This is a genomic window from Deltaproteobacteria bacterium, from assembly GCA_005879795.1.
Taxonomy (GTDB): Bacteria; Desulfobacterota; Binatia; order DP-6; family DP-6; genus DP-6.
In genome coordinates, this window is record VBKJ01000142.1 from 1 (window position 1) to 25,792 (window position 25,792).

The 25,792-nt window shown below is 72.6% G+C and carries 27 protein-coding genes and 1 pseudogene; 23 read left to right on the forward strand and 5 right to left on the reverse strand.

Features of this window, described 5'->3' with window-relative positions; translation table 11 throughout:
- Positions 1-57 precede the first annotated feature (57 nt).
- Positions 58-276, reverse strand: a complete 219-nt coding sequence (locus E6J59_10905; protein ID TMB19699.1) for a hypothetical protein — start codon at positions 274-276, stop codon at positions 58-60.
- 70 nt (positions 277-346) lie between these two features.
- Here E6J59_10905 and E6J59_10910 point away from each other — a divergent pair, with 70 nt between their 5' ends.
- Both E6J59_10910 and E6J59_10915 read left to right on the forward strand, forming a co-directional pair.
- Positions 347-1,114, forward strand: coding sequence for a prolipoprotein diacylglyceryl transferase (locus E6J59_10910; protein TMB19700.1), 768 nt, complete (start codon positions 347-349; stop codon positions 1,112-1,114).
- Positions 820-1,647 carry a TlpA family protein disulfide reductase gene (locus E6J59_10915; protein TMB19701.1) on the forward strand — a complete coding sequence of 276 codons (828 nt, stop codon included), beginning with the start codon at positions 820-822 and terminating at the stop codon, positions 1,645-1,647. The genes E6J59_10910 and E6J59_10915 overlap by 295 nt, the downstream gene beginning before the upstream one ends.
- Here the strand turns inward: E6J59_10915 and E6J59_10920 are convergent.
- Complete coding sequence (locus tag E6J59_10920; GenBank protein TMB19702.1) at positions 1,595-2,008, reverse strand: amino acid-binding protein; 414 nt, start codon at positions 2,006-2,008, stop codon at positions 1,595-1,597. The genes E6J59_10915 and E6J59_10920 overlap by 53 nt on opposite strands.
- A gap of 157 nt (positions 2,009-2,165) precedes the next feature.
- Between E6J59_10920 and E6J59_10925 the strand changes: the two genes are divergently transcribed.
- From E6J59_10925 to E6J59_10950, 6 genes and pseudogenes are all read left to right on the forward strand, one after another.
- A complete protein-coding gene (locus E6J59_10925; GenBank protein TMB19703.1) occupies positions 2,166-3,530 on the forward strand; it encodes a S41 family peptidase in 1,365 nt (454 codons plus the stop codon).
- A gap of 16 nt (positions 3,531-3,546) precedes the next feature.
- A complete protein-coding gene (locus E6J59_10930) occupies positions 3,547-4,905 on the forward strand; it encodes an exodeoxyribonuclease VII large subunit (GenBank protein TMB19704.1) in 1,359 nt (452 codons plus the stop codon).
- Complete coding sequence (locus E6J59_10935) at positions 4,905-5,147, forward strand: exodeoxyribonuclease VII small subunit (protein TMB19705.1); 243 nt, start codon at positions 4,905-4,907, stop codon at positions 5,145-5,147. Before E6J59_10930 ends, E6J59_10935 begins: the two co-directional genes overlap by 1 nt.
- 5 nt (positions 5,148-5,152) lie before the next feature.
- Positions 5,153-6,016 carry a polyprenyl synthetase family protein gene (locus tag E6J59_10940; GenBank protein ID TMB19706.1) on the forward strand — a complete coding sequence of 288 codons (864 nt, stop codon included), beginning with the start codon at positions 5,153-5,155 and terminating at the stop codon, positions 6,014-6,016.
- Between the two features lie 6 nt (positions 6,017-6,022).
- Complete coding sequence (locus tag E6J59_10945; protein TMB19707.1) at positions 6,023-6,757, forward strand: TlyA family RNA methyltransferase; 735 nt, start codon at positions 6,023-6,025, stop codon at positions 6,755-6,757.
- A gap of 538 nt (positions 6,758-7,295) precedes the next feature.
- Positions 7,296-7,975, forward strand: a pseudogene (locus tag E6J59_10950) (hypothetical protein).
- A gap of 272 nt (positions 7,976-8,247) precedes the next feature.
- On the opposite strand, the gene E6J59_10955 reads toward E6J59_10950, so the two are convergent.
- Complete coding sequence (locus tag E6J59_10955) at positions 8,248-8,811, reverse strand: hypothetical protein (protein TMB19708.1); 564 nt, start codon at positions 8,809-8,811, stop codon at positions 8,248-8,250.
- Between the two features lie 327 nt (positions 8,812-9,138).
- Here E6J59_10955 and E6J59_10960 point away from each other — a divergent pair, with 327 nt between their 5' ends.
- The gene (locus E6J59_10960; protein TMB19709.1) at positions 9,139-9,522 is read left to right on the forward strand and encodes a glyoxalase; all 384 of its coding nucleotides are present in this window, start codon (positions 9,139-9,141) and stop codon (positions 9,520-9,522) included.
- A 340-nt stretch (positions 9,523-9,862) separates the two neighbouring features.
- Positions 9,863-11,233 (forward strand): DegQ family serine endoprotease, encoded by a 1,371-nt coding sequence (locus tag E6J59_10965; GenBank protein ID TMB19710.1) that lies wholly within the window; start codon positions 9,863-9,865, stop codon positions 11,231-11,233.
- Between the two features lie 215 nt (positions 11,234-11,448).
- On the opposite strand, the gene E6J59_10970 is transcribed toward E6J59_10965, so the two are convergent.
- Positions 11,449-11,907: a hypothetical protein gene (locus E6J59_10970; protein TMB19711.1), complete on the reverse strand. Its 459-nt coding sequence runs from the start codon at positions 11,905-11,907 to the stop codon at positions 11,449-11,451.
- A 97-nt stretch (positions 11,908-12,004) separates the two neighbouring features.
- On the opposite strand from E6J59_10970, the gene E6J59_10975 reads away from it, so the two are divergent.
- The 6 genes from E6J59_10975 to E6J59_11000 all read left to right on the forward strand — a co-directional run bounded on the left by E6J59_10975 (position 12,005) and on the right by E6J59_11000 (position 17,072).
- Positions 12,005-12,196: a DNA-directed RNA polymerase subunit omega gene (locus E6J59_10975; GenBank protein ID TMB19712.1), complete on the forward strand. Its 192-nt coding sequence runs from the start codon at positions 12,005-12,007 to the stop codon at positions 12,194-12,196.
- Between the two features lie 10 nt (positions 12,197-12,206).
- Complete coding sequence (locus E6J59_10980) at positions 12,207-13,286, forward strand: hypothetical protein (protein ID TMB19713.1); 1,080 nt, start codon at positions 12,207-12,209, stop codon at positions 13,284-13,286.
- A complete protein-coding gene (locus E6J59_10985) occupies positions 13,225-14,274 on the forward strand; it encodes a sigma-70 family RNA polymerase sigma factor (protein TMB19714.1) in 1,050 nt (349 codons plus the stop codon). Before E6J59_10980 ends, E6J59_10985 begins: the two co-directional genes overlap by 62 nt.
- A 52-nt stretch (positions 14,275-14,326) precedes the next feature.
- Positions 14,327-15,973, forward strand: coding sequence for an acetolactate synthase (locus E6J59_10990; GenBank protein TMB19715.1), 1,647 nt, complete (start codon positions 14,327-14,329; stop codon positions 15,971-15,973).
- 10 nt (positions 15,974-15,983) lie between these two features.
- The gene (locus E6J59_10995) at positions 15,984-16,712 is read left to right on the forward strand and encodes a competence/damage-inducible protein A (protein ID TMB19716.1); all 729 of its coding nucleotides are present in this window, start codon (positions 15,984-15,986) and stop codon (positions 16,710-16,712) included.
- A 63-nt stretch (positions 16,713-16,775) separates the two neighbouring features.
- Entirely contained in the window at positions 16,776-17,072 is a 297-nt protein-coding gene (locus tag E6J59_11000; protein ID TMB19717.1) for a hypothetical protein, read from the forward strand.
- A 166-nt stretch (positions 17,073-17,238) separates the two neighbouring features.
- Here the strand turns inward: E6J59_11000 and E6J59_11005 are convergent, their stop codons facing one another.
- Positions 17,239-17,847 (reverse strand): hypothetical protein, encoded by a 609-nt coding sequence (locus tag E6J59_11005; protein TMB19718.1) that lies wholly within the window; start codon positions 17,845-17,847, stop codon positions 17,239-17,241.
- 353 nt (positions 17,848-18,200) lie between these two features.
- Between E6J59_11005 and E6J59_11010 the strand changes: the two genes are divergently transcribed.
- The 7 genes from E6J59_11010 to E6J59_11040 all read left to right on the forward strand — a co-directional run bounded on the left by E6J59_11010 (position 18,201) and on the right by E6J59_11040 (position 25,788).
- A complete protein-coding gene (locus tag E6J59_11010; GenBank protein ID TMB19719.1) occupies positions 18,201-19,589 on the forward strand; it encodes a PAS domain-containing protein in 1,389 nt (462 codons plus the stop codon).
- A 158-nt stretch (positions 19,590-19,747) separates the two neighbouring features.
- Positions 19,748-20,752 carry a two-component sensor histidine kinase gene (locus tag E6J59_11015; protein ID TMB19733.1) on the forward strand — a complete coding sequence of 335 codons (1,005 nt, stop codon included), beginning with the start codon at positions 19,748-19,750 and terminating at the stop codon, positions 20,750-20,752.
- A 2-nt stretch (positions 20,753-20,754) separates the two neighbouring features.
- Positions 20,755-22,377, forward strand: a complete 1,623-nt coding sequence (locus E6J59_11020; GenBank protein TMB19720.1) for a response regulator — start codon at positions 20,755-20,757, stop codon at positions 22,375-22,377.
- Between the two features lie 111 nt (positions 22,378-22,488).
- The gene (locus tag E6J59_11025) at positions 22,489-22,863 is read left to right on the forward strand and encodes a hypothetical protein (GenBank protein TMB19721.1); all 375 of its coding nucleotides are present in this window, start codon (positions 22,489-22,491) and stop codon (positions 22,861-22,863) included.
- 47 nt (positions 22,864-22,910) lie between these two features.
- Entirely contained in the window at positions 22,911-24,077 is a 1,167-nt protein-coding gene (locus E6J59_11030; GenBank protein TMB19722.1) for a beta-ketoacyl-[acyl-carrier-protein] synthase family protein, read from the forward strand.
- The gene (locus E6J59_11035; protein TMB19723.1) at positions 24,074-25,036 is read left to right on the forward strand and encodes a hypothetical protein; all 963 of its coding nucleotides are present in this window, start codon (positions 24,074-24,076) and stop codon (positions 25,034-25,036) included. Before E6J59_11030 ends, E6J59_11035 begins: the two co-directional genes overlap by 4 nt.
- Positions 25,033-25,788 carry a glucose 1-dehydrogenase gene (locus E6J59_11040; GenBank protein TMB19724.1) on the forward strand — a complete coding sequence of 252 codons (756 nt, stop codon included), beginning with the start codon at positions 25,033-25,035 and terminating at the stop codon, positions 25,786-25,788. The genes E6J59_11035 and E6J59_11040 overlap by 4 nt, the downstream gene beginning before the upstream one ends.
- Positions 25,789-25,792: the final 4 nt, after the last annotated feature.

Consider the following 25,792-nt stretch of genomic DNA (forward strand, 5'->3'; position numbering starts at 1 on the left):
GGGGTGTCACCGAGCGCAACTCAGACGCAGTGACCGGGCAGAGCACGATTGCCCTGCCTACTTCGAGGCCAGCGGCACGAGCGGCGTGACCAGCAAGCCGCGTTGCCCGTGCTCGCGGGTCCGTCGTTGGCGCTCCTCGGGTGGCAGGTCGACGTGGACCCCGGCCAAGTGCTCGGCGAACACCTCGTGGTGCCGGCGGCCCCCCGCGAGGCCGGCGTAGCGCCAGGCGCAGAAAGGGCACGAGATCAGCTCGACTGGCTCCCGTTCGCACGGCACGGGGGCCGTCAACGCGGGCCGCACGACTTGGTTGCGGTGGACCCCTCCGCTATCATCGCTGCGCTCGCCGATGATCCCGGATATCCTGCATATCGGGCCCGTTCCGATCCATCTCTTCGGGATCTTCCTGGCCCTCGCGTTTCTCGCCGCCGGCTGGGCGGCGGGGCGGGAGTTCGAGCGCAGGGGGTACGACCCCGCGCTCGCGTCGTCGGCGGTGGTGTGGGCGGCCGTCGGCGGGCTCGCGGTCGCGCGCCTCTGGATCGTGCTCGACGCCTGGCCCGAGTTCCTGCGCGCACCGTGGACCTTCCTCGTCACCGGCGGCGGCTTCGTCTTCTACGGCGGGCTTCTCGGCGGCGCGATCGCGGTGACGGTGTTCTTCCGGCGCGAGCACATCCCGTGGCTCGCCGGCGCGGACGCGTCCGCACCGGCGATCGCGCTCGGGCAGGCGATCGGACGGCTCGGCTGCCAGGCGGCGGGCGACGGTGACTGGGGGACGGAGACGACGCTGCCCTGGGGGATGGCGTATCCGTACGCCGTGGTCGGGTGGGACAAGCCGCCCGGCGTGCGCGTGCACCCGACGCCGCTCTACGAGGCCGCCGCCTACGTGGCGATCTTCGCGCTCCTCTGGCGCCTCCGGCGCGAGTCCGTACCCGCCGGCGCGCTCCTCGCGCTCTACCTCGTGCTCTCGGGCGTGGCGCGCTTCCTGGTCGAGTTCGTTCGCGTGAACCCGCGCCTCCTCTTCGGGCTCACCGAGGCGCAGCTCGTGAGTCTCGCGCTGGTCGCGCTCGGCGGCTGGTGGCTCCTCTCGAGGCGGGCGTGGCGAACGGCCGTGGCCTGAGGATCCTGCTCGTCACGGGTGCGCTCGGGCTCGCGCTCGCCGGCGGCCTGCTCGCGCTCGCGCGGCGCGGCCCGGCGCTCGCGCCGGACTTCGCGGTCCCCGATCTCGCCGGCCGCACGGTCCGTCTCTCGGGCCTGCGCGGCAAGGTCGTGGTCCTCAACCTGTGGGCCACCTGGTGCGCGCCCTGCGTCGAGGAGATGCCGTCGCTCGAGCGGCTCCATGCCGCGCTCCGCGACGCGGACTTCGCCCTCCTCGCCGTGAGCCAGGACGAGGACGGGAAGCGGGTGGTCGTGCCGTTCGTCGAGCGCATGCACCTCTCCTTCCCCGTGTTGCTCGACCCGGAGCACCAGGTGGGCGACCGCTACGGCGTGTCGGGCTACCCCGAGACCTTCGTGATCGACCGCAACGGCTACGTCGTCGAGCACGTGATCGGCCCGCGCGACTGGGCCGCGCCGGGCGAGATCGCCGCGCTCCAGGCGCTCATCGCCGCCGGGGACGGCCGCGGGGCGCCAGCGCCGCGCGCGCCTTCTTGAGGTCGGAGACGCGCACGTAGATCACGGCCCGCCCGCCGCCCACGGGCGCGCTGCCGTAGGCGTACTCGATGTTGACACCCGCGCGGCCGAGGCGCTTGGCGACCCCCGCGAGCGCGCCGGCCTCGTCGGGCATGTCGAGGGCGACGAGCTGGGAGCTCACCACCAGCACGCCGCGGTCGCCGAGCAGGTGGAGCGCCTTCTGCGGCTCGCTCACCACCAGGCGGACGACGGCGTGGTCGACCAGGTTCGCGACGGTGAGCGCGCGGATGCTTATCCCCTGGCGCGCCAGGTCGGCAGCCATCTCCGCCAGCACGCCCGCGCGGTTCTCGAGGAACGCCGAGAGCTGCGTCTCCACCCGCATCGCCTCACCTCCCCGGAGCCTCCCGTAGCGGGCGCCGCTGAGGTTTGCAAGGCGCGGCGCAAAATGGCTTGCTCCGCGCTCGGCAGACGGCTAGACGTAGTTCTCGTTTTTCTCTCGGCGCCCGGGCACGTACCATGGCGCCCACGAGGTGCAGCGGATGACCGGCAAGCGACGGAAGACGTGGGTCGGGGCGATCGGCCTGGCCGTGCTCCTGGCAGTGCTCTTCTCGGGCGGACGAGGGGTCCAGAAGGTCGACGCCGTGCCCAAGGAGTCCTACGAGGGGCTCGAGACCTTCACCAACATCCTCTCCATCATCCAGAAGAACTACGTCGACGAGGTCCAGACCAAGCAGCTGATCGAGGGCGCCATCAACGGGATGCTCGCCGCCCTCGACCCCCACAGCGCCTACCTCACGCCCGACCTCTACCGGGAGCTCCAGGTCGACACCAAGGGCAGCTTCGGCGGCCTCGGCATCGAGATCACGAACCGCAACGGCGTGCTCACCGTCGTCTCGCCCATCGAGGACACGCCCGCCTACCGCGCCGGGGTGAAGGCCGGCGATCAGATCCTGAAGATCGAGGGCGAGTTCACCAAGGACATGTCGCTGGTGGACGCGGTCAAGAAGATGCGCGGCCCGAAGGACACCAAGGTGACCCTCACCCTGAAGCGCGAGAACGTGCCCGAGCTCTTCGACGTGACGCTCACGCGGGAGATCATCAAGATCCAGAGCGTCAAGTCGAAGATGCTCGACAAGGGCTACGGCTACGTGCGCGTGACGCAGTTCCAGGAGCGCACCGACGACGACCTCGAGCGGGCCCTCAAGAACCTCGACAAGGAGGCGGGCGGGCTCCAGGGCGTGGTCCTCGACCTGCGCAACGATCCAGGCGGCCTCCTGACGCAGGCGGTCAAGGTGGCCGACCTCTTCCTCGACTCGGGCCTCATCGTCTACACCGACGGCCGGCTCGAGAACCAGAAACAGAAGTACTTCGCGCACAAGCCCGGCACGTGGGCCGACTTCCCGATGGTCGTGCTGGTGAACGGCGGGAGCGCCAGCGCCTCGGAGATCGTCGCGGGCGCGCTCCAGGACCACAAGCGCGCCCTCGTCCTCGGCACGCAGACCTTCGGCAAGGGCTCGGTGCAGACCATCCTACCCCTCGACGACACCTCGGCGCTGCGTCTCACGACCGCGCGCTACTTCACGCCGAGCGGCCGCTCGATCCAGGCGACCGGCATCGTGCCCGACATCATCATGGACCAGACCCCGCTCCTCGCCAAGGGCGACAAGGGCAACGGCCCCCTGCTGCGCGAGGCGAACCTGCCCCGTCACCTGGGCGGCGCGAAGGGCAAGGAGAAGGAAGGCAAGGACCGCGAGCCGGGCCCCGCCGGGCAGGCCCCGCCCGAGGGCGTGCCGGCCAACGTCAAGGAGGGCGAGCTCGGCTCCGACCCGCAGCTCGACCACTCGCTCGAGCTGCTCAAGAGCTGGCAGGTCTTCAAGACCTTCGTCGCGCGCCGCGAAGGGTGATATGTAGGCGCGGGCGATGCTCCGTGCCGAACCCGCGCCGCGCATCCTGACCGTCACCCAGCTCGCCGCCCTCGTGCGCGCGGCGCTCGAGGGCGGGGTGGGCAGCGTCTGGGTGGCGGGCGAGATCTCGAACCTCCGCCGTGCGCCCTCGGGGCACGTCTACTTCACGCTCAAGGACGAGGAGAGCCAGCTGGACGCGGTCCTCTTCCGGAGCGCCGCACAGGCGCTCGCCTTCCGGCCCGCGGACGGCATGGAGGTGCTGGTCTACGGGCGCGTGAGCCTCTACCCGGCGCGCGGCGCCCTCCAGCTCTACGTCGACACCATGGAGCCGCGCGGCCTGGGCGCGCTCCAGCTCGCCTTCGAACAGCTGAAGGCCCGCCTCGGCGCCGAGGGCCTGTTCGCCGCCGCGCGCAAGCGCCCCCTGCCGCGCTTCCCGCGCGCGGTCGGCGTCGTGACTGCGCTCGGCGGTGCGGTGATCCACGACATGCGGACGGTGCTGCGCCAGCGCTGGCCCGCGTGCGGCATCATCGTGCGGCCGGTGCGCGTACAGGGCGCAGGGGCGGGACGCGAGGTGGCGGAGGGGATCGCGGACCTGAACCGGCTGGGCGGCCTCGACGTCCTCATCGTCGGGCGGGGCGGCGGCTCGCTCGAGGACCTGTGGGCATTCAACGAGGAGATAACGGCGAGGGCGATTGCGGCGTCGGCGATCCCGGTCGTCTCGGCCGTGGGCCACGAGGTCGACTTCACGATCGCCGACTTCGTGGCCGACGCGCGCGCCCCCACACCGACGGCCGCGGCCGCGCTCGTCGTCCCCGACCGCGAGGAGGTGGCCGCGGGCCTCGCGCGGGCCGAGGCGGGGCTCCGCCGCGCCCTCGCGCGCCGCGTGGCCGCCGCCCGCGAGCGCGTCGGCGGCCTCGAGCGCGCCCTCGGCGACCCGGCGCGCCGGGTCCGCGACCTGAGCCAGCGCATCGATGACCTCGCTGCGCGCGCGCGCCGGGGACTCCTCCGCCGGCTCGCCTGGGAGCGGCGCGAGGTGACGACGCTCGCGGCCCGCCTCGCGCGTAGCGGTCCGGCGCCGGGCCTGCCGCGCGCGCGCGAGCGCCTGGCCGCGGCGGGCGAGCGCCTCCGCTTCGCACTCGGCGTGCGGCTCGGGCGCGCGCGCGCGACGGTGGAGCAGGCGGCCGGACGGCTCGACGCCCTCTCGCCGCTCGCCTGCCTCGAGCGCGGCTACGCCATCGTGCGCCGGGGCGACTCGAGCGGCCCCGTGGTACGCGACGCGGGCACGCTCGGCGCGGGCGACACCGTCGCCGTGGTGTTCGCGCGCGGCCGGGCCCGCGCGCGCATCGAGGCCTCCGAGCCCGACGAGAAGCCGTGATGGCCGAGCTGCCCGCCACGCCGCGCTTCGAGGACGCCCTGGCCGAGCTGGAAGGGCTGGTCCAGCGCCTGGAGAAGGGCGAGCTGCCGCTCGAGGAGTCGCTCGCCGCCTTCGAGCGCGGCATCGCGCTCGTGCGCTCGCTCGCGCAGCGCCTGGCCGAGGTCGAGCAGCGGGTCGAGGTGCTGCTCAAGTCCGAGGCCGGGAAGCTCGTGCTCCGCCCGCTCGAGACCGACGAGGAGTAGGAGGCGTGGATCTCGAGCGCTACCTGGCGGCGCGCGGGCGCCTGGTCGAGCGCGCGCTCGCGGCGCGCTTCCCGCCCGCCCGTGCCCGCCTCCGCCAGGCGGTGCGCTACAGCCTCCTGGCCGGCGGGAAGCGCATCCGCCCGATCCTCGCCCTCGCCGCGGGCGAGGTCTGCGGCGCGCCGGCGCGCCGCGTCCTGCCCTTCGCCTGCGCGCTCGAGATGATCCACACCTACTCGCTCGTGCACGACGACCTGCCCGCGATGGACGACGACGACCTCCGCCGCGGCCAGCCGACCAGCCACAAGGTGTGGGGCGAGGGGCTCGCGATCCTGGTGGGCGATGCGCTCCTGACCGAGGCGTTCCGGGTGATGGCCGGCGCGCGCGGCGTGCCCCCGGCGCGCGCCCTCGGCGCAGTCGCCGAGGTGGCGGCGGCGGCGGGCGAGGCCGGCATGGTGGGCGGGCAGGCGCTCGACCTGGCCGCCGAGGGAAGCCGCGCGAGCCTCCGCCGTGTGCAGGACATCCACCGCCGGAAGACGGGCGCGCTTCTCCGCAGCGCGGTGCGCGTGGGCGCGCTGGTCGCCGGCGCCGACGCGCGCACGCTCCGGCGGCTGACGGCGTACGGCGAGCATCTGGGGCTCGCCTTCCAGATCGCCGACGACATCCTCGACGCCTCCGGCGACCCCGAGGCGGACGGGCGCACCGACCACGAGCTCGGCAAGGCGACGTACCCGGGCGTGCTCGGGCTGGCGGGCGCCCGCGCGGCGGCGGCGCGCGAGCGCGATGCGGCGCTGGCCGCGCTCCGCGGGCTCGGCCGGGCGGCCGAGGCCCTCCGCGCGCTCGCGGCGTACGTGGTCGCCCGGGCCTCGTAGCCGCGGGTGGTGCGCGTTCGCATCGACCGCCTCCTCGTCGAGCGCGGGCTCGCCGCGAGCCGCGAGCGCGCCCGGCGCCTCGTCATGACGGGCGACGTGCTCGTGGGCGACCGCCCGATCACCAAGCCGGGCGCGGAGGTCCCCGCCGATGCCGAGGTGCGCCTCCGCACCGCCGACTCGCCCTACGTGAGCCGCGGCGGCGAGAAGCTCGCCGGCGCCCTCGACGCTTTCGGTCTCGAGGTGCGTGACCTGGTAGCGTTCGACGTGGGCGCCTCGACTGGAGGGTTCACGGACTGCCTCCTCCAGCGCGGCGCGCGGCGGGTGATCGCGCTCGACGTCGGCTACGGGCAGCTCGCGTGGAAGCTCCGGCACGACCCGCGCGTCGTGGTGATCGAGCGCACCAACGCGCGCCACCTGACGCCGGCCATGCTCCCCGAGGCCCCCGATTTAGCGGTCGTCGATGTCTCCTTCATCTCGCTCGCTACCGTCCTGCCCGCCGTCGCGGGCGTCCTCGCCCCGCGCGGTACCATCGTCGCGCTCGTGAAGCCGCAGTTCGAGGTGGGGCGCGGCCGGGTGGGGAAGGGCGGCGTGGTGCGCGACCCCGCGCAGCGCGCCGAGGCGGTCGCCGGCGTGCGCACGGCGGCGGAGCAGCTCGGCCTCGCGGTGCGGGGAGAGGCGGAGTCCGTGCTGTCCGGCCCCAAAGGTAACCGCGAGGTGTTCATCTGGCTCGCGCGGTCGTAGCGCCCGCGCGGCCGCGCGGCGGCGCCAGGGGAGGAGGCTGCTGTCCTGAGTGTTGTCAGGCTTGCGTGTGGCGGTGGTGGAAGCGGTGCTGGTCGTGGTCGCGCTTGCCCCCCAAGCGACCAGCACCGGGGGGCTGGTGCTAGTTTCGCGGTGAGGCGGTTCCGCCGCGCCGATGGTCGGTTTTCACAGCTTGGGCGCGCCCCGAGAAGGCGAACTATCGGCTTGCGAGAACAAAGGCGACCACAGTCACCAGCGCCTCCACCACCGCGACCACCACCGTGAAACGCACGGCTTCCTGAAGGAACTGCGTCGGTTGGTTGTCGAAGCGGAACTTGTCGAACCGGAGGGGATCAGCACCGCGCGGGCGAAGCCTGAGGTGCGCGGTAGTGGACCCAGCGGGTGGCACCGCGATGAGCCCCAGCTCCGACTCATCCGGGGGTGGTCGGTTTTGAGATGGGCCACGGGTTGGCTTCGACTAGCACCCACGAGGGGGGGCTTGACAACTATGCTGGCTTTCTATAATATCTGCCCAATCAAGATGTCGTATCGGCCTCGTCAGGGCGTGCTCCCGTTCCGGACCTGGGGCGGTCGCCGGCCGGGTGCGGGGCGCAAACCGGCTGGACCGAGGGCCGGTGTGCCCCATCGGCGACGGCCCCTCCACCACGGCAGCCAGCCGGTCCACGTGACGCTGCGGGCCGTGCGCGGCCTACCCTCGCTACGCCGCGCGCGCCTCTTCCCGGGGCTGCGCCGCGGCCTCGCGGCCGCCTCCGCCGTGACCTTTCGCGTCGTGCACTACTCGGTCCAGGCGAACCACGTGCACCTCCTCGTCGAGGCCGAGGGGACGCGGGCGCTCGGACGGGGGTGCAGGGGCTCGGCATCCGCCTGGCGAAGGCGATCAACCGCCGACTCGGGCGGAGGGGCCGCGTGTGGGCGGAGCGTTACCACGGCCGGGCGCTGCGGACCCCTCGGGAGGTGCGCCACGGCCTCGTCTACGTGTTGCTGAACGGGCGCAAGCACGGGGTGATCGGCCGGGGAATCGATCCGTGTTCCTCGGGCGCGTGGTTCGGGGGATGGAGGGAGGGCGTCGAGCCGTCGCGGGAGCCAGCGCCGGTTGCGCGACCGCGGACGTGGTTGTTGAGCGTGGGCTGGCGGCGGACTGGCTCTATCGGCGTCGACGAGGCCCCCGCAGCGCCCGGAAGACGGACGGGCCGGTCTTGAGTTCGTTTCAAGACCTCCGCTCTGCTACGCGGAGGGTGACGCTGGAGGGGCGGAACGTCTGAGCGCGCGTTGTCCGACGTTTGAGAGCCGCGACGCTCTGGCGGCGCTCGCCGCGGCGGAGCGGACGGCGGCGATCAGCGAGGCGGCGCCCGCGAGCGTGTCGTGGATCCCGGCCGATGAGCGCGTGGCGCGCAACGGGGGCGCGGTACGCCGAGGCGCACCGCGCCGGCCCCGCCGCGGCCTGAGCTCGTCAGACCGGGTGCCCCGGCGACTCAGGGAACCAACTGCCGCAGGGGCCCGTCGTCATCTGGGAAGTTCCGGGTGCTCAGAGCCTGGATGCCGGCGGTGTGATCCCCATTGAAGGGCGTCACCGTATTCGGGCACTCCGCCGCCTCCGCGTCTGCCGGCGAGTTGAACCAGAGCCCGAGGTGGAAGGTGTGGACCGGAGCCGTCGCGGGGTTCTCGTCGGCGTCAGGGAACGGCTGCTGGTCGTGCACGACAGGTGCGGGAGCGACGCCTGGCGCCACGATGAACGTCTCGGTGTTGAAGCGACCGATGAAGCGCTGGCTCGCGCTCCCCTCGTCATCGGTCTGGATGTCGCCCTGGTACCAGGATAGGCCAAAGGGGGCATTGGGGACCTGGATCACGAAGAAGTCGAATTCCGTATTGGGCGGCAGCCCCTGCACCCGCACCCGCATGATCTCAACTGGACCGATCGAGGTGACGGTGACCAGCCCGCGCGCGTCCGGCAGGCACCCCGCATTGTTGACCGTCGTCGAGCGCACCATGTCGAAGACTATCCTGTTCTCCGGTGGCCCCATCTTCGCAGCCGCCATCCCCGCGAGTCCCCCGAGCAGCGGTAGCAGCGCCAGCCCCCAGCCTCTCGAGCGTCTCCATGTTCGTGCTGTCAAATGCACGTACGAGCCAAATATCACGTACGCGGCCGACGGGCGGCTTCGACGCCCTCATCGCACAGAGGCCCCAAGGAAATGCGCCGCAGGCTCCGGAAAGCCGTGACCCGGATCGTAGCAGAAGCGGAGGCCGGACGGTGTATGAATATTTGGTGACGTCGACGACGGGCGCGGTGGGGCGCGTCCGCGCCGCGATGGGGCGCCTCGGCGAGATGTCATGCTCTGAACCAGCTCAACCTCGTCGGGCGCGACATGGAGGCGTCCGCGGCCTTCTATCGGCGACTCGGTATGGAGATCGAAGACAGCGGACCGGATCATCGCACCGCCACGAACGCCGGCGCGCTCGACTTCGACCTCGATAGCCGCAACTTCGCGGAGGTCTGGAACAGCTCGACCGCGGACGCGCCCGGCGCACCGTCCGTCGTGATTGGCTTTGGCGTCGCCTCGCGCGCGGAGGTCGACCGGCTGTATCAAGAGCTGACGGCCGCCGGCTACCGCGGCCAGCAACGCCCGTACGACGCCTTCTGGGGGGCGCGCTACGCGATTGTCGAAGACCCCGACGGCAACCTCGTCGGCCTCATGAGCCCCTCCGACCCTGAGCGCCGCATCTGGCCGCCGAAACCAGCGCCGCGGTAGTGGTGGCCCCGAGGAGCTGCGCCGGCCTCGGACGCCGGCGATCGGCAGCGGGCGACGGGAGCGCATCTCGGGTCAGCTCCTTGAAGCTCTGGTGTCGTCGTCATCGAGCGCACCAAAGCTCGCAGCCTGGCGCCGGTATCGCGCACGAAGCCCCGGATCCGGCGGTGGTCGACGCCTCCTTCATCTCGCTCGCCGCGGTGCTCCCTGCCGTGGCGAGCGTGCTGCGGCCGGGCCGCGCGATCGTTGCGCTCGTGAAGGTCTTCCTCTGGCTCGCAGCGAGGGCGCTCCCGCCGTCCCGCGGGGCTGGCGGGCGAGGCCCGTCGAGGCTAGATGGGCTCCCGTGCCTCCCCGGCGCACCCTCCGGTCCACCGTCTGCCTCGCCCTGGTGCTCGCTCCGAGTCTCCCGCACCGGGCCGCCGCGCGCGAGCCGCTGTCGTCGTTCGCGGACGTGCTCGACCGGGCCGAGCCCGGGGTGGTGAACATCGCGACGGTCGGACGCACCGAGGAGGGGGGCGAGCAGGAGACGATGCAGGACTTCCTCCACCGCTTCTTCGGCGAGGGGCCGCGGGTGCAGCGGAGCCTCGGCTCGGGCTTCATCATCTCGCCGGACGGCGAGATCGTCACCAACAACCACGTGGTGCAGGGGGCGGCGAAGATCCGCGTACGCATGGCGAACGAGGAGGAGCTCGAAGCCAGGGTGGTGGGCAGCGACAGCAAGACGGACGTCGCGCTTTTGCGCGTGAAGGCGCCGCGGCCCCTGCCGACGCTCCCGTTGGGCGACTCCGACGCGGTCAAGGTGGGCGACTGGGTGCTGGCGATCGGCAACCCCTTCGGTCTCACGCAGACGGCGACGGCCGGCATCGTGAGCGCCAAGGGGCGCTTCCTCGGTGAAGGGCCTTACGACGACTTCATCCAGACCGACGCCTCGATCAACCCGGGGAACTCGGGTGGCCCGCTGATCGACCAGCAGGGGCGCGTGATCGGCATCAACGCCGCCATCGTGAGCCCCGCGGGCGGCAACGTCGGCATCGGCTTCGCCGTGCCGATCAATCTGGCGCGCTGGGTGATCGACCAGTTGCGGGCGCACGGGGTCGTGGTGCGCGGCTGGATCGGGGTCGCGATCCAGTCCGTGACGCCCGACCTCGCTCGCTCCCTCGGCCTCGCCGCCGCCGAGGGCGCCCTGGTCGCCGACGTGACCGCCGGCGGCCCGGCGGCGAAGGCCGGCATCGCGCGGGGCGACGTGATCGAGCGCTGGGGCGAGCACGCCATCCGCCACTCGCGCGAGCTGCCGCTGCTGGTGGCCGGGACGGCTCCCGGCGCGCGCGTCGCGGTGACGCTCGTGCGCGACGGCCGGCAGCGCACGGTCGACGTCACGGTGGCGAAGATGCCGCCCCAGCCGCCGGGCGAGGGTCGCGCGGAGCCGAGCCCGGGCGGCGCCGAGGCGTGGGGCCTGAGAGTCGAGACGCTCGGGCCGCGCGACGCGCGCCGCCTCGGCCTCGAGCCCGGCTCGGGCGTCCGCGTGGTCGACGTCGAGGACGGCAGCCCGGCCGATGAGGCCGGGCTCGAGCCGGACGACGTCATCGTGGAGGCGAACCGCCGTCCCATGCGCTCGCCCGCGGACCTCGGCCGCGCGCTCGCCGCGAGCCCGGGGCGCGCGCTCCTGCGCGTGCAGCGCGGCTCGGCGTCGCTCTTCGTCGAAATGACGCGCTAGCTAGGAGGCCGTCCGAGTAATCATGGCGGCTGCGGCGAACGATCCGGGGGCTGCGAGCGGCGTGCTCGCTCCTCCCTCCTGCGGCGGCCAACTCCCGGCGCGCGTCCCGCGCGCCGCACCTCGTCGGTCGTCGCTGCGCTTGCCGCTCTCGCTCCCCGGCTCGTTCGCCTCGCTCACCATGATTACTCGGACGGACTCCCAGCGACAGCGCGAGCTCAGTCGATCGACTGCGGGTCGCTGCGCATGATGAGCGCCTCGTAGACCGGCAGCTGGCTCTGGTCCTCCTGCTCGATCTGACGCAGGAGGGCCACCACCTCCGGCTCCTCCGGATCCCAGTGCGCGGTCTGCTCGACCAGGCGGCGGCGCTTCGCCTGCGCGGCGTGCAGCGCGGCGACCGCTCGCTCCCACTGGTTGTTGCCGCCGGCCGTCGCCCGCGGCGCCGGCGGCGGCTGGCCGCCGAGGGCGAGGAGCCGCATCCGCAGCCACTCCGCGTGGCGCTCCTCGGTCTCGGCGAGCGCGCCGAGCGCGCTCGCGGCCTGCGGATAGCGCGCGCGCTCCGCGTGCGCGCGGAGCAGGGCCGCCTGCGCGGCCTCGGCGCGGTAATCCTCGGTCAGGTCCGCGAGCAGGTCGCGGACGCCGCCTTGGTTCCCGAAGAGGCGCGACAGGAGCCCCATGTGCGGGAGGCTCGTAGCGACCGCCCCGTGGCAAGTCAAGCGATTCCCTTGCTGGCGGATTTCCGTTACTAATTGCGGGAGGAGGTTCCGTCACCGTATGGCACGCATCACAGTCGAGGATTGCCTGCAGCGCGTTCCCAACCGCTTCGAGCTCGTCCTGCTCGCCGCCCGGCGGGCGAAGCAGCTGCTCAAGGGCGCACGCCCGCTGGTCGAGTCGGACAACAAGGAGATCGTGTCCGCGCTGCGCGAGATCGCCGCCGACAAGGTCCGCCTCAAGTACGGCGGCTGATGCGGGGGCGATGGCGAAGGAGAAGGAGCGGGATCTCTACGCGGTCCTCGGCGTCGAGCGGAACGCCAGCGCGGAGGAGATAAAGAAGGCGTACCGCCGGCTCGCCCGCAAGCACCACCCCGACCTGAACCCCGGCGACAAGCAGGCCGAGGAGCGCTTCAAGGAGATCTCGGTCGCGCACGATGTCCTCACCGACCCGAGCAAGCGCAAGCTCTACGACGAGTTCGGCCTGGAGGGCCTGCAGGCCGGCTTCGATCCGGCGCGCGCGCGCGAGTACCGGCGCTGGGCCGAGAGCGGGCACGGCTTCTCGTTCCGGGGCGGGAGCCCGTTCGAGGGCTTCGGCTTCAGTGGCTTCGAGGGGCGGCGGCGCCGGCGCGAGGCGGAGGAGGAGCGTGGCTTCGCGGACGTCATCGAGGAGCTGTTCGGCGCCGGCGCCGGCGCGCGCGCCACGCCGCGTACGGTGCGCGGCGCGGACGTCGAGCACCCGATCGAGGTGGACTTCCTCGATGCCCTCCGCGGCACGAAGACGGCGGTCAGCGTGCGCCGGCCCGCGCCGTGCCCGCAGTGCGGCGGCAGCGGCCGGCAGCGGATGCGCGCCTGCACGCGCTGCGGCGGCACCGGCACGGTGGAGCAGCGCGAGCAGCTCACGGTCAGGATTCCGGCCGGGGTGAGCGACGGCGCGCGCGTGCGCGTCCGGGGCAAGGGCGGGGTGGGGCGCGGCGGCGCTGCGGCGGGCGACCTCTACTTCGTGGTCAGGGTCCGGCCGCACCCGTTCCTCCAGCGCGACGGCAAGGACCTCACCATCGAGGTGCCGATCACGGTCGGCGAGGCGATCCGCGGAGCCACCATCGCCGTGCCCACGCCGGACGGCAAGGTGCGACTCAAGGTGCCCAGGGGAAGCCAGAGCGGGCAGCGCCTTCGCCTCTCCGGGCGCGGCGTCCGCGATCCGAAGGGCGGCGCGCCGGGCGACCTCTACGTGCGCCTCATGGTGCAGGTGCCCACCGACGGAGCGGCCGATCGCCTGAAGGATGCGGTCGAGGCGCTCGAGGAGGCGTACGGCGGCAACCCGCGGGCGCATCTTGCGGTCTAGGAGGCGGTCCGCTCGGAGCGTCATGGCACGCGACGCCGACATCCATCCCGAGGTGACGGTCCCGCCGCCCGCGGAGCGCGCCCCAGAGGCGGAGCGCGCCGTCGAGTCGCGCCCGGCGGGCGCGCTCGTCCCCACCGACGCGCTCCAGCGCTACCTGGCCGAGATCCGCCGCATCCCCGTCCTCTCGCGCGAGGAGGAGCACGAGCTCGCCGTGCGCTGGCACGAGCACGAGGACCGCCAGGCCGCGTGGCGCCTCGTCACTGCCAACCTCCGCCTCGTCGTGATGATCGCGCGCGAGTACCAGCGCGCCTTCCACAACCTCCTCGATCTGGTCCAGGAGGGGAACGTCGGTCTGCTCGAGGCGGTCAAGAACTTCGACCCCTACCGCGGCATCCGCTTCCCGTCCTACGCGGTGTGGTGGATCCGCGCCTACATTATCCGCTACATCATGAACAACTGGCGCCTGGTGAAGGTCGGCACCACGCAGGCGCAGCGCAAGCTCTTCTTCAACCTCGCCAAGGAGCGCGAGCGACTCGAGCGCGAGGGCTTCAGCGCCACCCCCAAACTCATCGCCGAGCGCCTCGACGTGCGCGAGAGGGAAGTGGTCGAGATGGAGCAGCGGCTCGCGGCGCGCGACGTCTCGGTCGATGCGCCCCTCGGCGAGGAAGAGGACGCAACACTCCTTGATTTTCTGCCCAGCCGCGAGCAGACTGCCGACGCCGTCGCCGACGAGGAGTACCATCGGCTGGTCCGCCGGACGGCGAACGAGTTCCAGAAGACCCTCAAGGGGAAGGACCTGGTGATCTACGAGCGGCGGCTCGCGCCTCTCATGCGTGACGAGGAGCCCGTGACGCTGCAGGAGGTGGGCGACGAGTTCGGGATCACGCGCGAGCGGGTGCGGCAGATCGAGGCGCGGGTGAAGAAGCGGCTCGCCGAGTACATGCGCCAGCAGATACCGGACATCCGGGACATCGCGTTCGGCGCCTAGGCGGCTGGCCATGGTTACCCGGACAGACTCCTAGGAGCCGCGCAGGGAGCCCATGCAGATCCACGGTGGTCGCGTCGTGGCGCGCGCGCTCAAGCGGGAAGGCGTGCCCTACGTGTTCACGCTCTGCGGCGGGCACGTCATGTCGATCTACGACGGCTGCCTCGACGAGGGCATCGGCGTCATCGACGTGCGCCACGAGCAGTCGGCGGCGCACGCCGCCGACGGCTGGGCGCGCGTCACCGGACGGCCGGGGGTGGCGATCGTCACCGCCGGCCCGGGGCTGACCGACGCCGTGACCGGCGTCGCCACTGCCTGGCGCGCCAACATCCCGATGCTGGTGATCGGCGGCCAGGCACCGCGCTTCTTCCAGGACATGGGCGGGCTCCAGGACATGGCGCACGTCGACCTGATGAAGCCGATCACCAAGTGGGCCGTCTCCGTGCCGCACGCCCGTCGCCTGGGTGAGTACGTCGCCTCCGCCTTCCGGGTCGCGACGACCAACGTGCCCGGCCCCGTCTTCCTCGAGATGCCGCTCGACCTGCTCTTCGACAACGTCGAGGACAGCGAAGTCGTGGTGCCGGAGCAGTCGCGCACCGAGGCGGGCATCGCCCCCGATCCGCGCTACGTGGAGCGCGCCTTCGAGCTGCTCCGCGGGGCGCAGCGCCCGGTCTGCCTGGTCGGGAGCCAGCTCTTCTGGTCGCGCCGGCGCGAGGCGTACCCCGAGTTCGTGCGCACCTTCGCCATGCCGATCTACGTGAACGGCCAGGCGCGCGGCTCCCTCGACCCCGAGGACCCGCACTGGTTCCTGCACACGCGCAAGGACGCCCTCAAGCGCGCCGACGTGGTCCTCATCTTCGGTACGCCCCTCGACTTCCGCCTGGGCTACGGCCGCAGCTCGCACATCAACGAGGCGGCCAGGCTGATCCACGTCGACCTGGACGGGCGCGAGCTGGGCAAGAACCGCGGCTGCGACGTCGGCATCATCGGCGACACGGGCCTGGTGATGGAGGCGCTCACCGCCTGCGCCCGCGCCGCGCGCTGGACGCCCGAGCTGTCGCGCGGCTGGCTCGGCGAGCTGCGCGCGCTCGAGAGGAAGAAGTGGGAGGCGCTCGCCCCGCAGCTCACCGCGGACGAGACGCCCGTCAACCCGCTCCGCCTGTGCGCCGAGGTGGACCGGCTGCTCACGCCCGCCACCATCGTGATCGGCGACGGCGGAGACTTCGTCGGCTCGGCCGCCAACGTCCTCCGTCCGCGCGGCTTCGGCCACTGGCTCGACGCGGGGCCGCTCGGCACGCTCGGCGCCGGCCCCGGCTACGCCATGGCGGCCAAGCTCGCCTCGCCCAGGAGCGACGTCATCATCATGTACGGCGACGGCGCCTTCGGCCTCAACATGATGGAGTTCGAGGCCTGCATCCGGCAGAAGATCAACATCGTGGGCGTGATCGGCAACGACGCGGCGTGGACCCAGATCCTGCGCGGCCAGGTGCAGATGTACGGCCCCGACCGCACGCCCGCGTGCCGGCTCGCCCCCAGTCGCTACGATCTCATGATCGAGGCGCTCGGCGGGCATGGCGAGTGGGTCGAGCGGCCGGAGCAGATCCGCCCCGCGCTCGAGCGGGCGCTCGGCGCCGGCAAGCCGGCGCTCGTCAACGTCCGCATCGGCACCAGCGACTTCCGCAAGGACGCGATCTCGGTGTAAGAGGCTCGCCGTGGACCGCACCGCGGGCATCCTCGTCATCGGCAACGAGATCCTCTCGGGCAAGGTCGTCGACACCAACTCCCCGTTTCTGACGCGTGAGCTCCGCGCGCTCGGGGTCTCCGTCCGCCGCATTCTCACCATCCCGGACGAGCTCGACGAGATCGCGACCGCCGTAGCCCAGTTCCACCGCGACTACGACCTGGTCTTCACCTCGGGGGGCGTCGGTCCCACCCACGACGACGTCACCATGGAGGGCGTGGCGCGCGGGCTCAATCGAAAGGTCATCCGTCACCCCGCCATCGCGGACAAGATCCGCGAGTACTTCCGCGACAAGGTGAACGAGGCGCGGCTCAAGATGTCGGAGGTCCCGGAGGGCGCCGAGCTGATCGTCGACGGCCGGCTCGGCTTTCCGACCATCAAGTGCGAGAACATCTACATCCTGCCCGGCATCCCGGAGATCCTGGAGCAGAAGTTCCAGGCCCTGCGCGAACGCTTCGCCGTCTCGCCCTACTTCCTGCGCGTCGTCTACACGCGCGAGGGCGAAGGGGCGATCGCCGAGCACCTGAACGCGACCCTGGCGGCGTTCCCCGAGCTGCTGCTCGGCTCGTACCCGAAGATCGGCGACCCGGAGTTCGCGGTCAAGCTGACGCTCGAGTCGAAGGACGAGGCCTACGTCGAGCGGGCGCTCGCCCACCTCCTCGGCCTGCTCCCCGAGGAAGGGGTCGTGCGCACGGAGTAGGGCGGGCGGGGAGCGCGTGACGCCACGCTTGAGCGCTCGTCGCCCTGTCGGTAGAGGTCGGGCGTGAGAACGCTCCGGCGTCTTCCCGCCGTCGTGTTCCTTCTCTCGGCCGTCGTCGGCTGCGGGCCTGGTGGCGACGATGGTTTTAGGCTGATCCACATCGACGATCTCGTCGCCATGCTCGGCACGAGCGAACGAGCGGTCACGGTGCTGGATGCGAATGGCTCCGACTTCCGGGCGAAGGAGGGGGCCATCCCGGGCGCGACCCTCCTCTCGAGCCACAAGGCGTACGACGTCGACAAGGAGCTGCCGTCCCGCAAGGATGCGCCGCTCGTGTTCTACTGCGCCGACTCGCATTGAAGGGCCTCGCACGAGGCTGCCCGTCGGGCGGTCCGAGCCGGCTACGTGGACGTCAGCGTCATGGTGGATGGCCTGAAGGGCTGGAAGGCCGCGGGCAAGCCGGTCGTCAAGCCCTAGAGACTCGAGCGGGGGACGGGGGCGCTGTCTCCCCCGTCCCCCGCCCTCGTCACTGCGCCCTGCCCACGCCCACCGCCCCGCTCACCGCCGCCGAGGTCACGCCCGAGCCCGCGCACTGTGTGGGGTCGGCCTGGAACGTGACCGCGCCCTGGGCCTGATCCCCCGCGTAGCGCGTCGTGGTGACGGTCACCGTGCTCGGCTGGCCCGGCTGGGGGTTCACCACCGGCAGGGTCACGCTGGCCACGACGTTGCCCTGGAGGTTCACCGCGCCGGTGACCGCCTGCGTGGTGAAGCTGAGGACCGTGGTCGTGCCGTCGTTCCAGGCGGTGATGGCGACGCCCGCGCCGTTGCTGCTCGCGCACGAGCCGCTGCCGGTGGCCGGTGGCTCCTGTGCCGTGAGCCCGTTGACGACGATCGTCTGACCGACGCTGACGGTTCCCTGCGCCGGAGCGCTGGGGTCGTTCGACTGGCAGCCGCTCAGCGTGCCGCCGAACGTGAAGCTGAAGCTCTGATCCGTGTTGCTGAGACCGGGCGTGATGTTCGCCGTGCCAGCGAGCTGGCACGCGGCCCCGGACTGCGCCGCCGCCGGATGAGCCGCGATGAGCACGAGTCCGGCGACCGTGAGGGGTACCAACATCATGAGCTTACGCACCGTCATTCCCTCCCTTTTTTGAGCCCCCGATGGCACGCCGCCCTCGGGATGACATTGACCGGTTTCCCAGGGGTACGGGTCCCGGGGCGGGCCCCGGGGCATCTGCCCGCGCGTCGGGAGCGAGAAGCACGGCCATGAGCGAGCGGATAGTCCGGGGATCGTTTCCGTCAATACCCACGTCGGAACGAGCGAAGTGCCGGGGGCCGGGTTGTTCGTCTGACCGGATCCGGGGCGGCGGAAGCGGCAATGAGGCGATCGCTGCCGCATGCAGGAGGCGGTTTTTCCCGTAAACAGGTGAGTGCGGGATCCGCGGCGCGGTGACATGATGGTGAGTGGAGTTAACCCCTGACGGGGCTTGCATGCCGGAACTCAGGAGGGGTCAGCCGCGCGGATCGCTCCGCGCGCGACGTGCATTGAGTCCCGGGCGGGACGGCAGCGACACGGCGCGGACGCCTCCGGCCAACACCCAGGGCGCGCCGAAGAAGGGCGACGCCGGGTCGCGCGGGGCGCTCGACGCCAACATCATCATCGCGAACGCTCCCGACCCCGTGTTCGTCTCCGACCTCGAGGGCCGCATCCTGCAGGCCAACGAGGCGATCTCGGAGCTCCTCGGCTTCCGCCAGGACGAGCTGCTCGAGCAGTCGCTCTCGCGCTTCATCAGCCCGGAGGAGTCGCGGGAGTTCACGGCTGCGCTCCGCGAGGTGGTGGAACGCGGCGTCACGCGCAACGCGCGGCTCAATTCCCGCAGCGCCAGCGGGGAGGTCATTCCCACTAGCCTGAACGCCTCCGCCCTGCGCGGTCCGGAGGGCAGGGTGATCGGGGCGATCGGCATCCTGCGCGACATGCGTGAGGTCGACGAGGCGCGGCGCTACGCCGAGAGCCTGATCAAGAACGCCCCGGACCCGGTCTTCGTCTCCGACCTGGAGGGCAAGATCCTCCAGGCCAACGACGCCGTCTCCGAGCTCCTCGGCTTCCGGGAGGACGAGCTGCTCGAGCAGTCGCTCGCGCGCTTCATCAGCCCGGAGGAGACGCGCGAGTTCACGGCCGCGCTGCGCGAGGTGGTGGAGCGCGGCGTCACCCGCAACGCGATGCTCCACCCGCGCTCGGCCTCGGGCGAGGTCATTCCGACCAGCCTGAACGCGTCCGCGCTGCGCGACGTCGAGGGCAGGGTGATCGGGACGATCGGCATCCTGCGCGACATGCGCGAGCTCGACAAGGCTCGGGCGTACGCGGAGAGCCTCATCGAGAACGCCCCGGACCCGGTCTTCGTCTCCGACCTGGAGGGCAAGATCCTGCAGGCCAACGAAGCCGTCTCGCAGCTCCTCGGCTTCCGGCCGGACGAGCTGCTCGAGCAGTCGCTGTCCCGGTTCATCGGCCCGGAGGAGACGCGCGAGTTCACGGCCGTGCTGCGGGAGGTGGTGGCGCGCGGCGCGACCCGCAACGCGCGCCTGAACCCTCGCAGCGCCTCGGGAGAGGTCATCCCGACGACGCTCAACGCCTCGGGGTTGCGGGACGCCGGTGGCAAGGTGATCGGCGTCATCGGCATCCTGCGCGACATGCGGGCCTACGAGCGCGTCGTGCGCGACCTGCGGGCGTCGCAGGCGGAGCTGCAGCAGAAGATCCTCGACCTCGAGAAATTCGAGGAGGTGGTCGTGGGCCGCGAGCTCAAGATGATCGCCCTGGAGAGGGAGGTGGAATCGCTCCGCCACCAGCTCGAACGGATGAAGGCGGAGAAGAGTCAGACGTGACCGTGTCCGGGTCCGCGAACGTGGCCGATCAGGAACCTCCGCCGGCAACGAGCATCGAGCGCCTCCTCGAGAGCGAGCCGCGCCTGCTCGAGTACCTGAGGGGGCTCGAGCAGCGCGTCCGCCGGGGCGAGGAGCGCCGTTGGGCGCTGCTCCACATCATGGCCGACATGAACCACCTGAACCAGCGGCTCGGCCAGCAGCGCGAGGCCATGCTGCACATCCTGGGCGACTACGAGCAGGATCGCCGCCGGGTCATCCGGCAGGCCGAGCGGCTGGACAACTCGCGCCGCGCCCTGCTGCACATCCTCCAGGACGTGCATCAGTCCAATGAGCGGCTGGAGGATGGGCGCAAGGCCATGATCCACATCATGGGCGACCTGCGCGAGACCACCGAGGAGGTCCAGCGCCGCGAGCAGGAGCTGCGCGCCAAGCAGGAGCAGCTCGTGCAGGCGGGCAAGCTCGCCACGGTCGGCGAGCTCGCGACCGGGATCGCCCACGAGCTGAACAACCCCCTCAACAACGTCGGCCTGTTCGTGGGAAATGCGATCGACCACATCGAGCTCCGAACGGCCGACCAGGAGCGCCTCCTGGATGAGCTGCGCAATGCCATGCAGGAGGTGCGAAGGGCCACGGCGATCATCTCGCACCTCCGCACCTTCGGGCGGGTGGCGCCGGCCAGCCGCGAGCCCATACTGATCAACGGGGTGGTCCGACGCTCCTTCTCTCTCCTCTACGAGCACCTCCGCCTGCGCCAGATCGAGGTGCGCCTGGACCTCTGCCCGGAAGATCCGGTCGTCCTCGGCAACGCGATCCAGCTCGAGCAGGTGCTCGTCAACCTCCTGACCAACGCCCGGGACGCCGTGGCGAACGCTCCACGGAAGCTCATTCACGTCGAGTCGACGGTCGGCGAGGGCACGGTCGACCTGCTCGTCCACGACACCGGCCCGGGCATCCCGGCGGGGCTGGAGGAGCGCATCTTCGACCCGTTCTTCACCACCAAGGACGTGGGAGCCGGCACCGGGCTCGGTCTCTCCATCGCCTACGGCATCGTCAAGGACCACGGGGGCACGATCTCGGTCGTCAGGGGTGCGAGCGCCGGCGACGGCGCCACCTTCCTGGTGCGCCTGCCCCTGCCCACGCAGTCGGCCGAGCCGGCGGGGTGACCATGAAACGCGTACTGATCGTCGACGACGACTCGGCGTTGCTGAAGGCCCTTCCCGACACCGTGCGGCTGCGGTTGAAGGACGTGGACGTGGACAAGTGCGACTCGGCGGCGGCCGCGCTGAGCCGCCTGAGCGCCAGCGACTACGATGTGGTCGTCGCCGACATCAAGATGCCCGGTATGGACGGCGTCGCCCTGCTGGCGGAGATCGGGAAGCTCCGGCCGGACACCCCGACGGTGCTCATCACCGGGCACGGTCACGACGACCTGGCGACGCTCGCCCTGCGCGGCGGGGCCTACGATTTCATCCAGAAGCCGATCGACCGGGACTACTTCATCGCCTCGCTGACCCGTGCCATCGAGGCGCGTCAGGGGCGCCGCGAGCGCGAGGAGCGGCGCGTGCTCCTCGAGCAGCACGCCGAGGCGCTCGAGAAGATCGTCGAGGAGCGCACGCGCGAGCTGCGCGAGGCCAACCGGCTGAAGGACCAGTTCATGGCGACGCTGTCGCACGAGCTGCGCTCGCCGCTCGGCGCGATTCGCATGTGGGCGAGCCTGCTCCGCAGCGGCAATCTCGACGCGGAGCGGACCGCACGCGCGCTCGAGGCGATCGAGCGGAGCGCGATGACGCAGGCGCGACTCATCGAGGACCTCCTGGACGTGTCTCGCATCACCGCGGGGAAGCTCGCCATCGACATGCGGGTGGTCGATCCCGCGACCGTCGCCGAGACGGCGCTCGATGCGGTGCGCACCGAGGCCGAGGCGAAGGAGGTCCGGCTGGAGCAGGCCTTCGAGCTCGGCGGGGGGCAGGTCCGGGGCGATCCGGCCCGTCTCCAGCAGATCGTGTGGAACCTCCTCTCGAACGCGATCAAGTTCTCCGCCCGGGGCGGCCGTGTCGTCCTGCGGCTGGCGCGCGCCGAGGAGCAGGCCATCCTCTCCGTCCAGGACGAGGGCGAGGGGATCGCCCCCGACTTCCTGCCGCACGTGTTCGAGCCCTTCCGGCAGGGCGACAGCACATCCACGCGGGCGCATGGCGGCCTGGGTCTCGGGCTCGCGATCGTCCGCGATCTCGTCGAGGTGCACCACGGCACGATCGAGGTCGAGAGCCAGGGCAAGGGCCAGGGAGCGACCTTCACCGTCAAGCTGCCGCTCGCCCCAGCCTCGGAGGCGGCGCCTGAGGTCGCACAGCAGCCGGCGCTCTGCGGCGGGGAGTTCCACCCGAGCTTCGTCCTGCGGGGCGTGCGGGTGCTGCTCGTGGACGACGACCCGAGTGCCCGCGAGGCTGTCGTGGCGGTCCTCGAGCAGTCCGGGGCGAGCGTGCGCGCGGTCGGATCCGCCGCGGAGGCGGTCGAGAGCCTGGAGCTGGAGGCGCCCGACGTGCTGCTCAGCGACATCGCGATGCCGGGTATGGACGGCTACGCGCTCCTCGGCCGGGCGCGGGGGCGGCCACACGGTGCCCGCCTGCCCGCCGCCGCGTTGAGCGCGTATGCCGGCACGACGGAGTGCGCTCGCGCCCTTGCCGCCGGCTTCCAGGCGCATCTCGGCAAGCCCGTCGACCCGGCGAAGCTGGTCGCGGTCGTGGCCCAGCTCGCGTACACGCCGCGCGAGCCAGTGGCCGTCGAGCGCTAGGAGGCCGTGGCGTCGGCGATGGGAACGGCGTGGTCCAGCCGAGTGGCATCGGGCCGCGTGATCAGGTAGGAGAGGACGGCAACGGACCACGCGGTCCGAAGGAGGAGGGTCATGAAGGGGTGGAGGGGTTCGCTCGGGGCGCTTGCGGTGCTCACCGCGCTCGCCACCGCACAGCCGGCTGAGGCCGGCTACCTCGAAGACGCCGGCTGGGGCTCGCTCACCGTGCTCAGCAACGTCGTCTACATGCCGGCGAAGCTGTGTTACGCGACGCTCGGCGGCCTGACCGGCGGGCTCGCGTTCGCGCTGACGGCTGGTGACCTGCAGACGGCGGAGACGGTGTGGGTGACGACCATGGGCGGCACCTACGTCGTGACGCCGGGCATGCTGCAGGGCCAGGAGCCGATCGCCTTCAGCGGCACGCCGGCCGGGACGAGCACCACCGCCGACACGCGTTCGGTCGAGGAGCGCCCGCTCGGCGGAAGCTGAGTCGCGTTGACCCTGGCGCGGCGGGCGTGAAATAGTCCGCCCGGTTCGTGTCCAGTCGCGCGGCGGTGATCACCGGCTGCGGAGCGGTTTCTCCGCTCGGCGTTGGCGTGCGTGCGCTGTGGGACGGCCTCCTCGCCGGCCACACGGCCATCGCGCCGATCCGCGGCTTCCCGGCCGACGATCTCACCCCGCGCTCGGCGGCGGAGGTACGCGACGTCGCCCGCACGGACCCCGACCGGGCGGGCGCCCTCGCGCTCGCGGCGGCCACCGAGGCGCTGGCGGATGCCGCGCTCGACCCGCGCGGGCTCGACGCCCGCCGGGTGGCCGTCGCGCTCGGCACCACGCTCGGGGGCATGCAGCTCTTCGAGCGCTGGATGGCGGGCGGCGAGCCGCTGCCGGCGGGTCTCGGGGCGATCCCGTACTACGGACCCGCGGTTCGCCTGGCCCGCACGCTCGCTTGCCGCGGGCCGGTCGCCACGGCGCAGCTCGCGTGCGCGTCCGGCACGCACGCGATCGCGCTCGCCGCGCACTGGGTACGGACCGGGCGCGCCGACGTCGTGCTCGCCGGCGGGGCGGACCTCCTCTGCCGCTTCGTCGTGTCGGGCTTCAACTGCCTGAGGGCGACGGCCGACGTGGCGCGCCCCTTCGACGCCGCCCGGCGGGGCCTCGTCCTCGGCGAAGGGGGCGCGATCGTGGTGGTGGAGGACGCCACCCACGCCGCCCGGCGCGGGGCCCGTGTGCGCGCCCGCGTGCTCGGCGTCGGTGCCGCGGGCGACGCCACGCACATGACGGCGCCCGACCGCGAGGGCGGCGGCGCGGTGCGCGCGCTCCGGGCGGCCCTGGCCGGCGCCGCGACGCCGCCCGCTGCCGTCGGCCTCGTTTCGGCGCACGGCACCGGCACGCCCTACAACGACGCTATGGAGGCGGCGGCGATCACGCGCGTCTTCGGCCGCCGGACGGTCCCCGTCAACTCGATCAAGGGGGCGATCGGCCACACCCTGGGCGCCGCGGGCGCCTTCGAGGCGATCGTGTGCGCGCGGGTGCTGGCGGAGGGCCGGATTCCGCCCACCGCGGGGCTCGCCACACCCGATCCCGCGTGCGACGGTCTGGATCTCGTCAAGGGGACGGCCCGCGCGCGCGCCGTCGAGGTCGCGGTCTCCAGCTCCTCCGGATTCGCGGGGACCAACGCCGCGCTCGTGCTCGGCCGCGCATGAGGGACCCGGTCGCCATCACCGGCGCGGGCGCGGTGACGTCGCGGGACGTCTCGCTCGACGCGCTCCCCGAGGCGGTGCGGGCGCGCGCGGCACGCGCGGAGCGCGTGACCCAGCTCGTGCTCGCCGCGGCGGGGCGCGCACTCGTGGCGGCCGGTCTCGATGCGACCGACGGAGAGCCCCGGCCGCGGCTCGGCGTCGTGCTCGGCACGGCATTCGGGTGCTTCCTCACCAACGCCGCCTACGAGCGGCGGCTGCTCGAGGGTGGCCCCGCGGCCGCGAGCCCGCGTCTGTTCGCGGCCACGGTGTCGAACGCCGCCGCCGGCGAGCTCGCGATCGCGTACCGGCTGGGCGGGCCGTCGGTGACGCTCACGGCCGGCGCGGCGTCGGGCCTCGTGGCCCTCGGGCATGCCGCCGACCTGGTGCGCGCGGGCCACGCCGACGCGGTCGTGGCGGGCGGGGCCGACGCGCTCGACGACGACCTCCGCCGCTGGCTCGCCGCCGGCGGTCTCGATTGCGGGCGCGCGCCCGCCGAGGGGGCGGCGCTCGTCGTGCTCGAGCATGCGGAGCGCGCGCGCGGCCGCGCCGTCCTCGGCACCGTCGAGGGAGTCGGCGCCGGCTTCGAGCCGGACCCGGCGGGGGAGGGGGCCGGCGCCGGGCTCGCGGCCGCGGTCGCGACGGCGCTGGAGGAGGCCGGGCTCCTGCCCTCCGAGGTCCGCGTGGTGGTCTCGGCGGCGCCGCCGGCGCTCGCGGGGCTGGAGCGGCCGGCGCTCGGCGGCCTCGAGCCGCGGACGATCGTCCGCCCGAAGGATACCCTCGGCGAGACCTTCGGCGCGGCCGGCACCCTCGGCCTGCTCGCCGCGCTGGCCGCGGCGCCGCGCGAGGGCGCGCTCCTCGTCCTCGACGTGTGCGCGAGCGGGCACGTGGCCGCACTGGTGGCGCGCGCGGGGGATGGGGCGTGAGCTTCGCCGGCCGGTGCGTGCTGGTCACCGGCGGCTCGCGCGGCATCGGGCGCGCCACCGCCGAGGCGTTCGCGCGCGCAGGCGCGGCGGTCGCCTTCAACTACTCGCGCGCCGAGGACGAGGCCGAGGCGGCGGAGACGCTCGCCGCGCTCCGCGCCACGGGTGTGGCGGCGCATGCCGCGCGCGCCGACGTGGCCGACGCCGAGGCGGTGGCCCGCCTCTTCGCCGAGTTGCGCGAGGGGTTTGGCGGCGCGCCGGACATCCTGGTCAACAACGCCGCCGTCACCCACGACGCGCCCCTCATGCTGGTCACCGAGGAAGCCTGGGACCGCGTCATCGAGACGAACTTGAAGGGCGCCTACCTGTGTGCCCGCGCCGCGCTGCGCGCCATGATCGCCGCCCGCGGCGGGCGCATCGTGAACGTGGTCTCCCCCGCCGCCTTCCTCGGGCATGAGGGGGCGTCGGGCTACGCCGCCTCGAAGGGCGGGCTGGTCGCGCTCACGAAGTCGCTGGCGCGCGAGGTCGCGCGCTTCGGCATCACGGTGAACGCGGTCTCCCCGGGCCTCGTCGACACCAGGCTCGTGGCCGGCGGCGCCGCGGCGCGCCGCGACGAGCTCGCGCGGCAGATTCCGCTCGGCCGCCTCGCCCGCCCCGAGGAGGTCGCGGCCACCATCCTCTTCCTCGCCTCGCCCGCCGCGTCCTACGTCACCGGGACCACGCTTCACGTGGACGGCGGCCTCGCGATGCTCTAAACAG

Bases quoted from the DNA above. Each gene is read 5' to 3' on its own strand.
- E6J59_10920 (TMB19702.1), bottom strand. From the start codon at position 2,008: ATGCGGGTGGAGACGCAGCTCTCGGCGTTCCTCGAGAACCGCGCGGGC.
- E6J59_11010 (TMB19719.1), top strand. From the start codon at position 18,201: ATGCCGGAACTCAGGAGGGGTCAGCCGCGCGGATCGCTCCGCGCGCGA.
- E6J59_10985 (TMB19714.1), top strand. From the start codon at position 13,225: ATGCGGTCGAGGCGCTCGAGGAGGCGTACGGCGGCAACCCGCGGGCGC.
- E6J59_10975 (TMB19712.1), top strand. From the start codon at position 12,005: ATGGCACGCATCACAGTCGAGGATTGCCTGCAGCGCGTTCCCAACCGC.
- E6J59_10990 (TMB19715.1), top strand. From the start codon at position 14,327: ATGCAGATCCACGGTGGTCGCGTCGTGGCGCGCGCGCTCAAGCGGGAA.
- E6J59_10960 (TMB19709.1), top strand. From the start codon at position 9,139: ATGGAGGCGTCCGCGGCCTTCTATCGGCGACTCGGTATGGAGATCGAA.
- E6J59_10930 (TMB19704.1), top strand. From the start codon at position 3,547: ATGCTCCGTGCCGAACCCGCGCCGCGCATCCTGACCGTCACCCAGCTC.
- E6J59_10935 (TMB19705.1), top strand. From the start codon at position 4,905: ATGGCCGAGCTGCCCGCCACGCCGCGCTTCGAGGACGCCCTGGCCGAG.
- E6J59_11020 (TMB19720.1), top strand. From the start codon at position 20,755: ATGAAACGCGTACTGATCGTCGACGACGACTCGGCGTTGCTGAAGGCC.
- E6J59_10980 (TMB19713.1), top strand. From the start codon at position 12,207: ATGGCGAAGGAGAAGGAGCGGGATCTCTACGCGGTCCTCGGCGTCGAG.
- E6J59_10970 (TMB19711.1), bottom strand. From the start codon at position 11,907: ATGGGGCTCCTGTCGCGCCTCTTCGGGAACCAAGGCGGCGTCCGCGAC.
- E6J59_11025 (TMB19721.1), top strand. From the start codon at position 22,489: ATGAAGGGGTGGAGGGGTTCGCTCGGGGCGCTTGCGGTGCTCACCGCG.
- E6J59_10925 (TMB19703.1), top strand. From the start codon at position 2,166: ATGACCGGCAAGCGACGGAAGACGTGGGTCGGGGCGATCGGCCTGGCC.
- E6J59_11035 (TMB19723.1), top strand. From the start codon at position 24,074: ATGAGGGACCCGGTCGCCATCACCGGCGCGGGCGCGGTGACGTCGCGG.
- E6J59_11015 (TMB19733.1), top strand. From the start codon at position 19,748: ATGGCCGACATGAACCACCTGAACCAGCGGCTCGGCCAGCAGCGCGAG.
- E6J59_10910 (TMB19700.1), top strand. From the start codon at position 347: ATGATCCCGGATATCCTGCATATCGGGCCCGTTCCGATCCATCTCTTC.
- E6J59_10955 (TMB19708.1), bottom strand. From the start codon at position 8,811: ATGGCGGCTGCGAAGATGGGGCCACCGGAGAACAGGATAGTCTTCGAC.
- E6J59_11005 (TMB19718.1), bottom strand. From the start codon at position 17,847: ATGACGGTGCGTAAGCTCATGATGTTGGTACCCCTCACGGTCGCCGGA.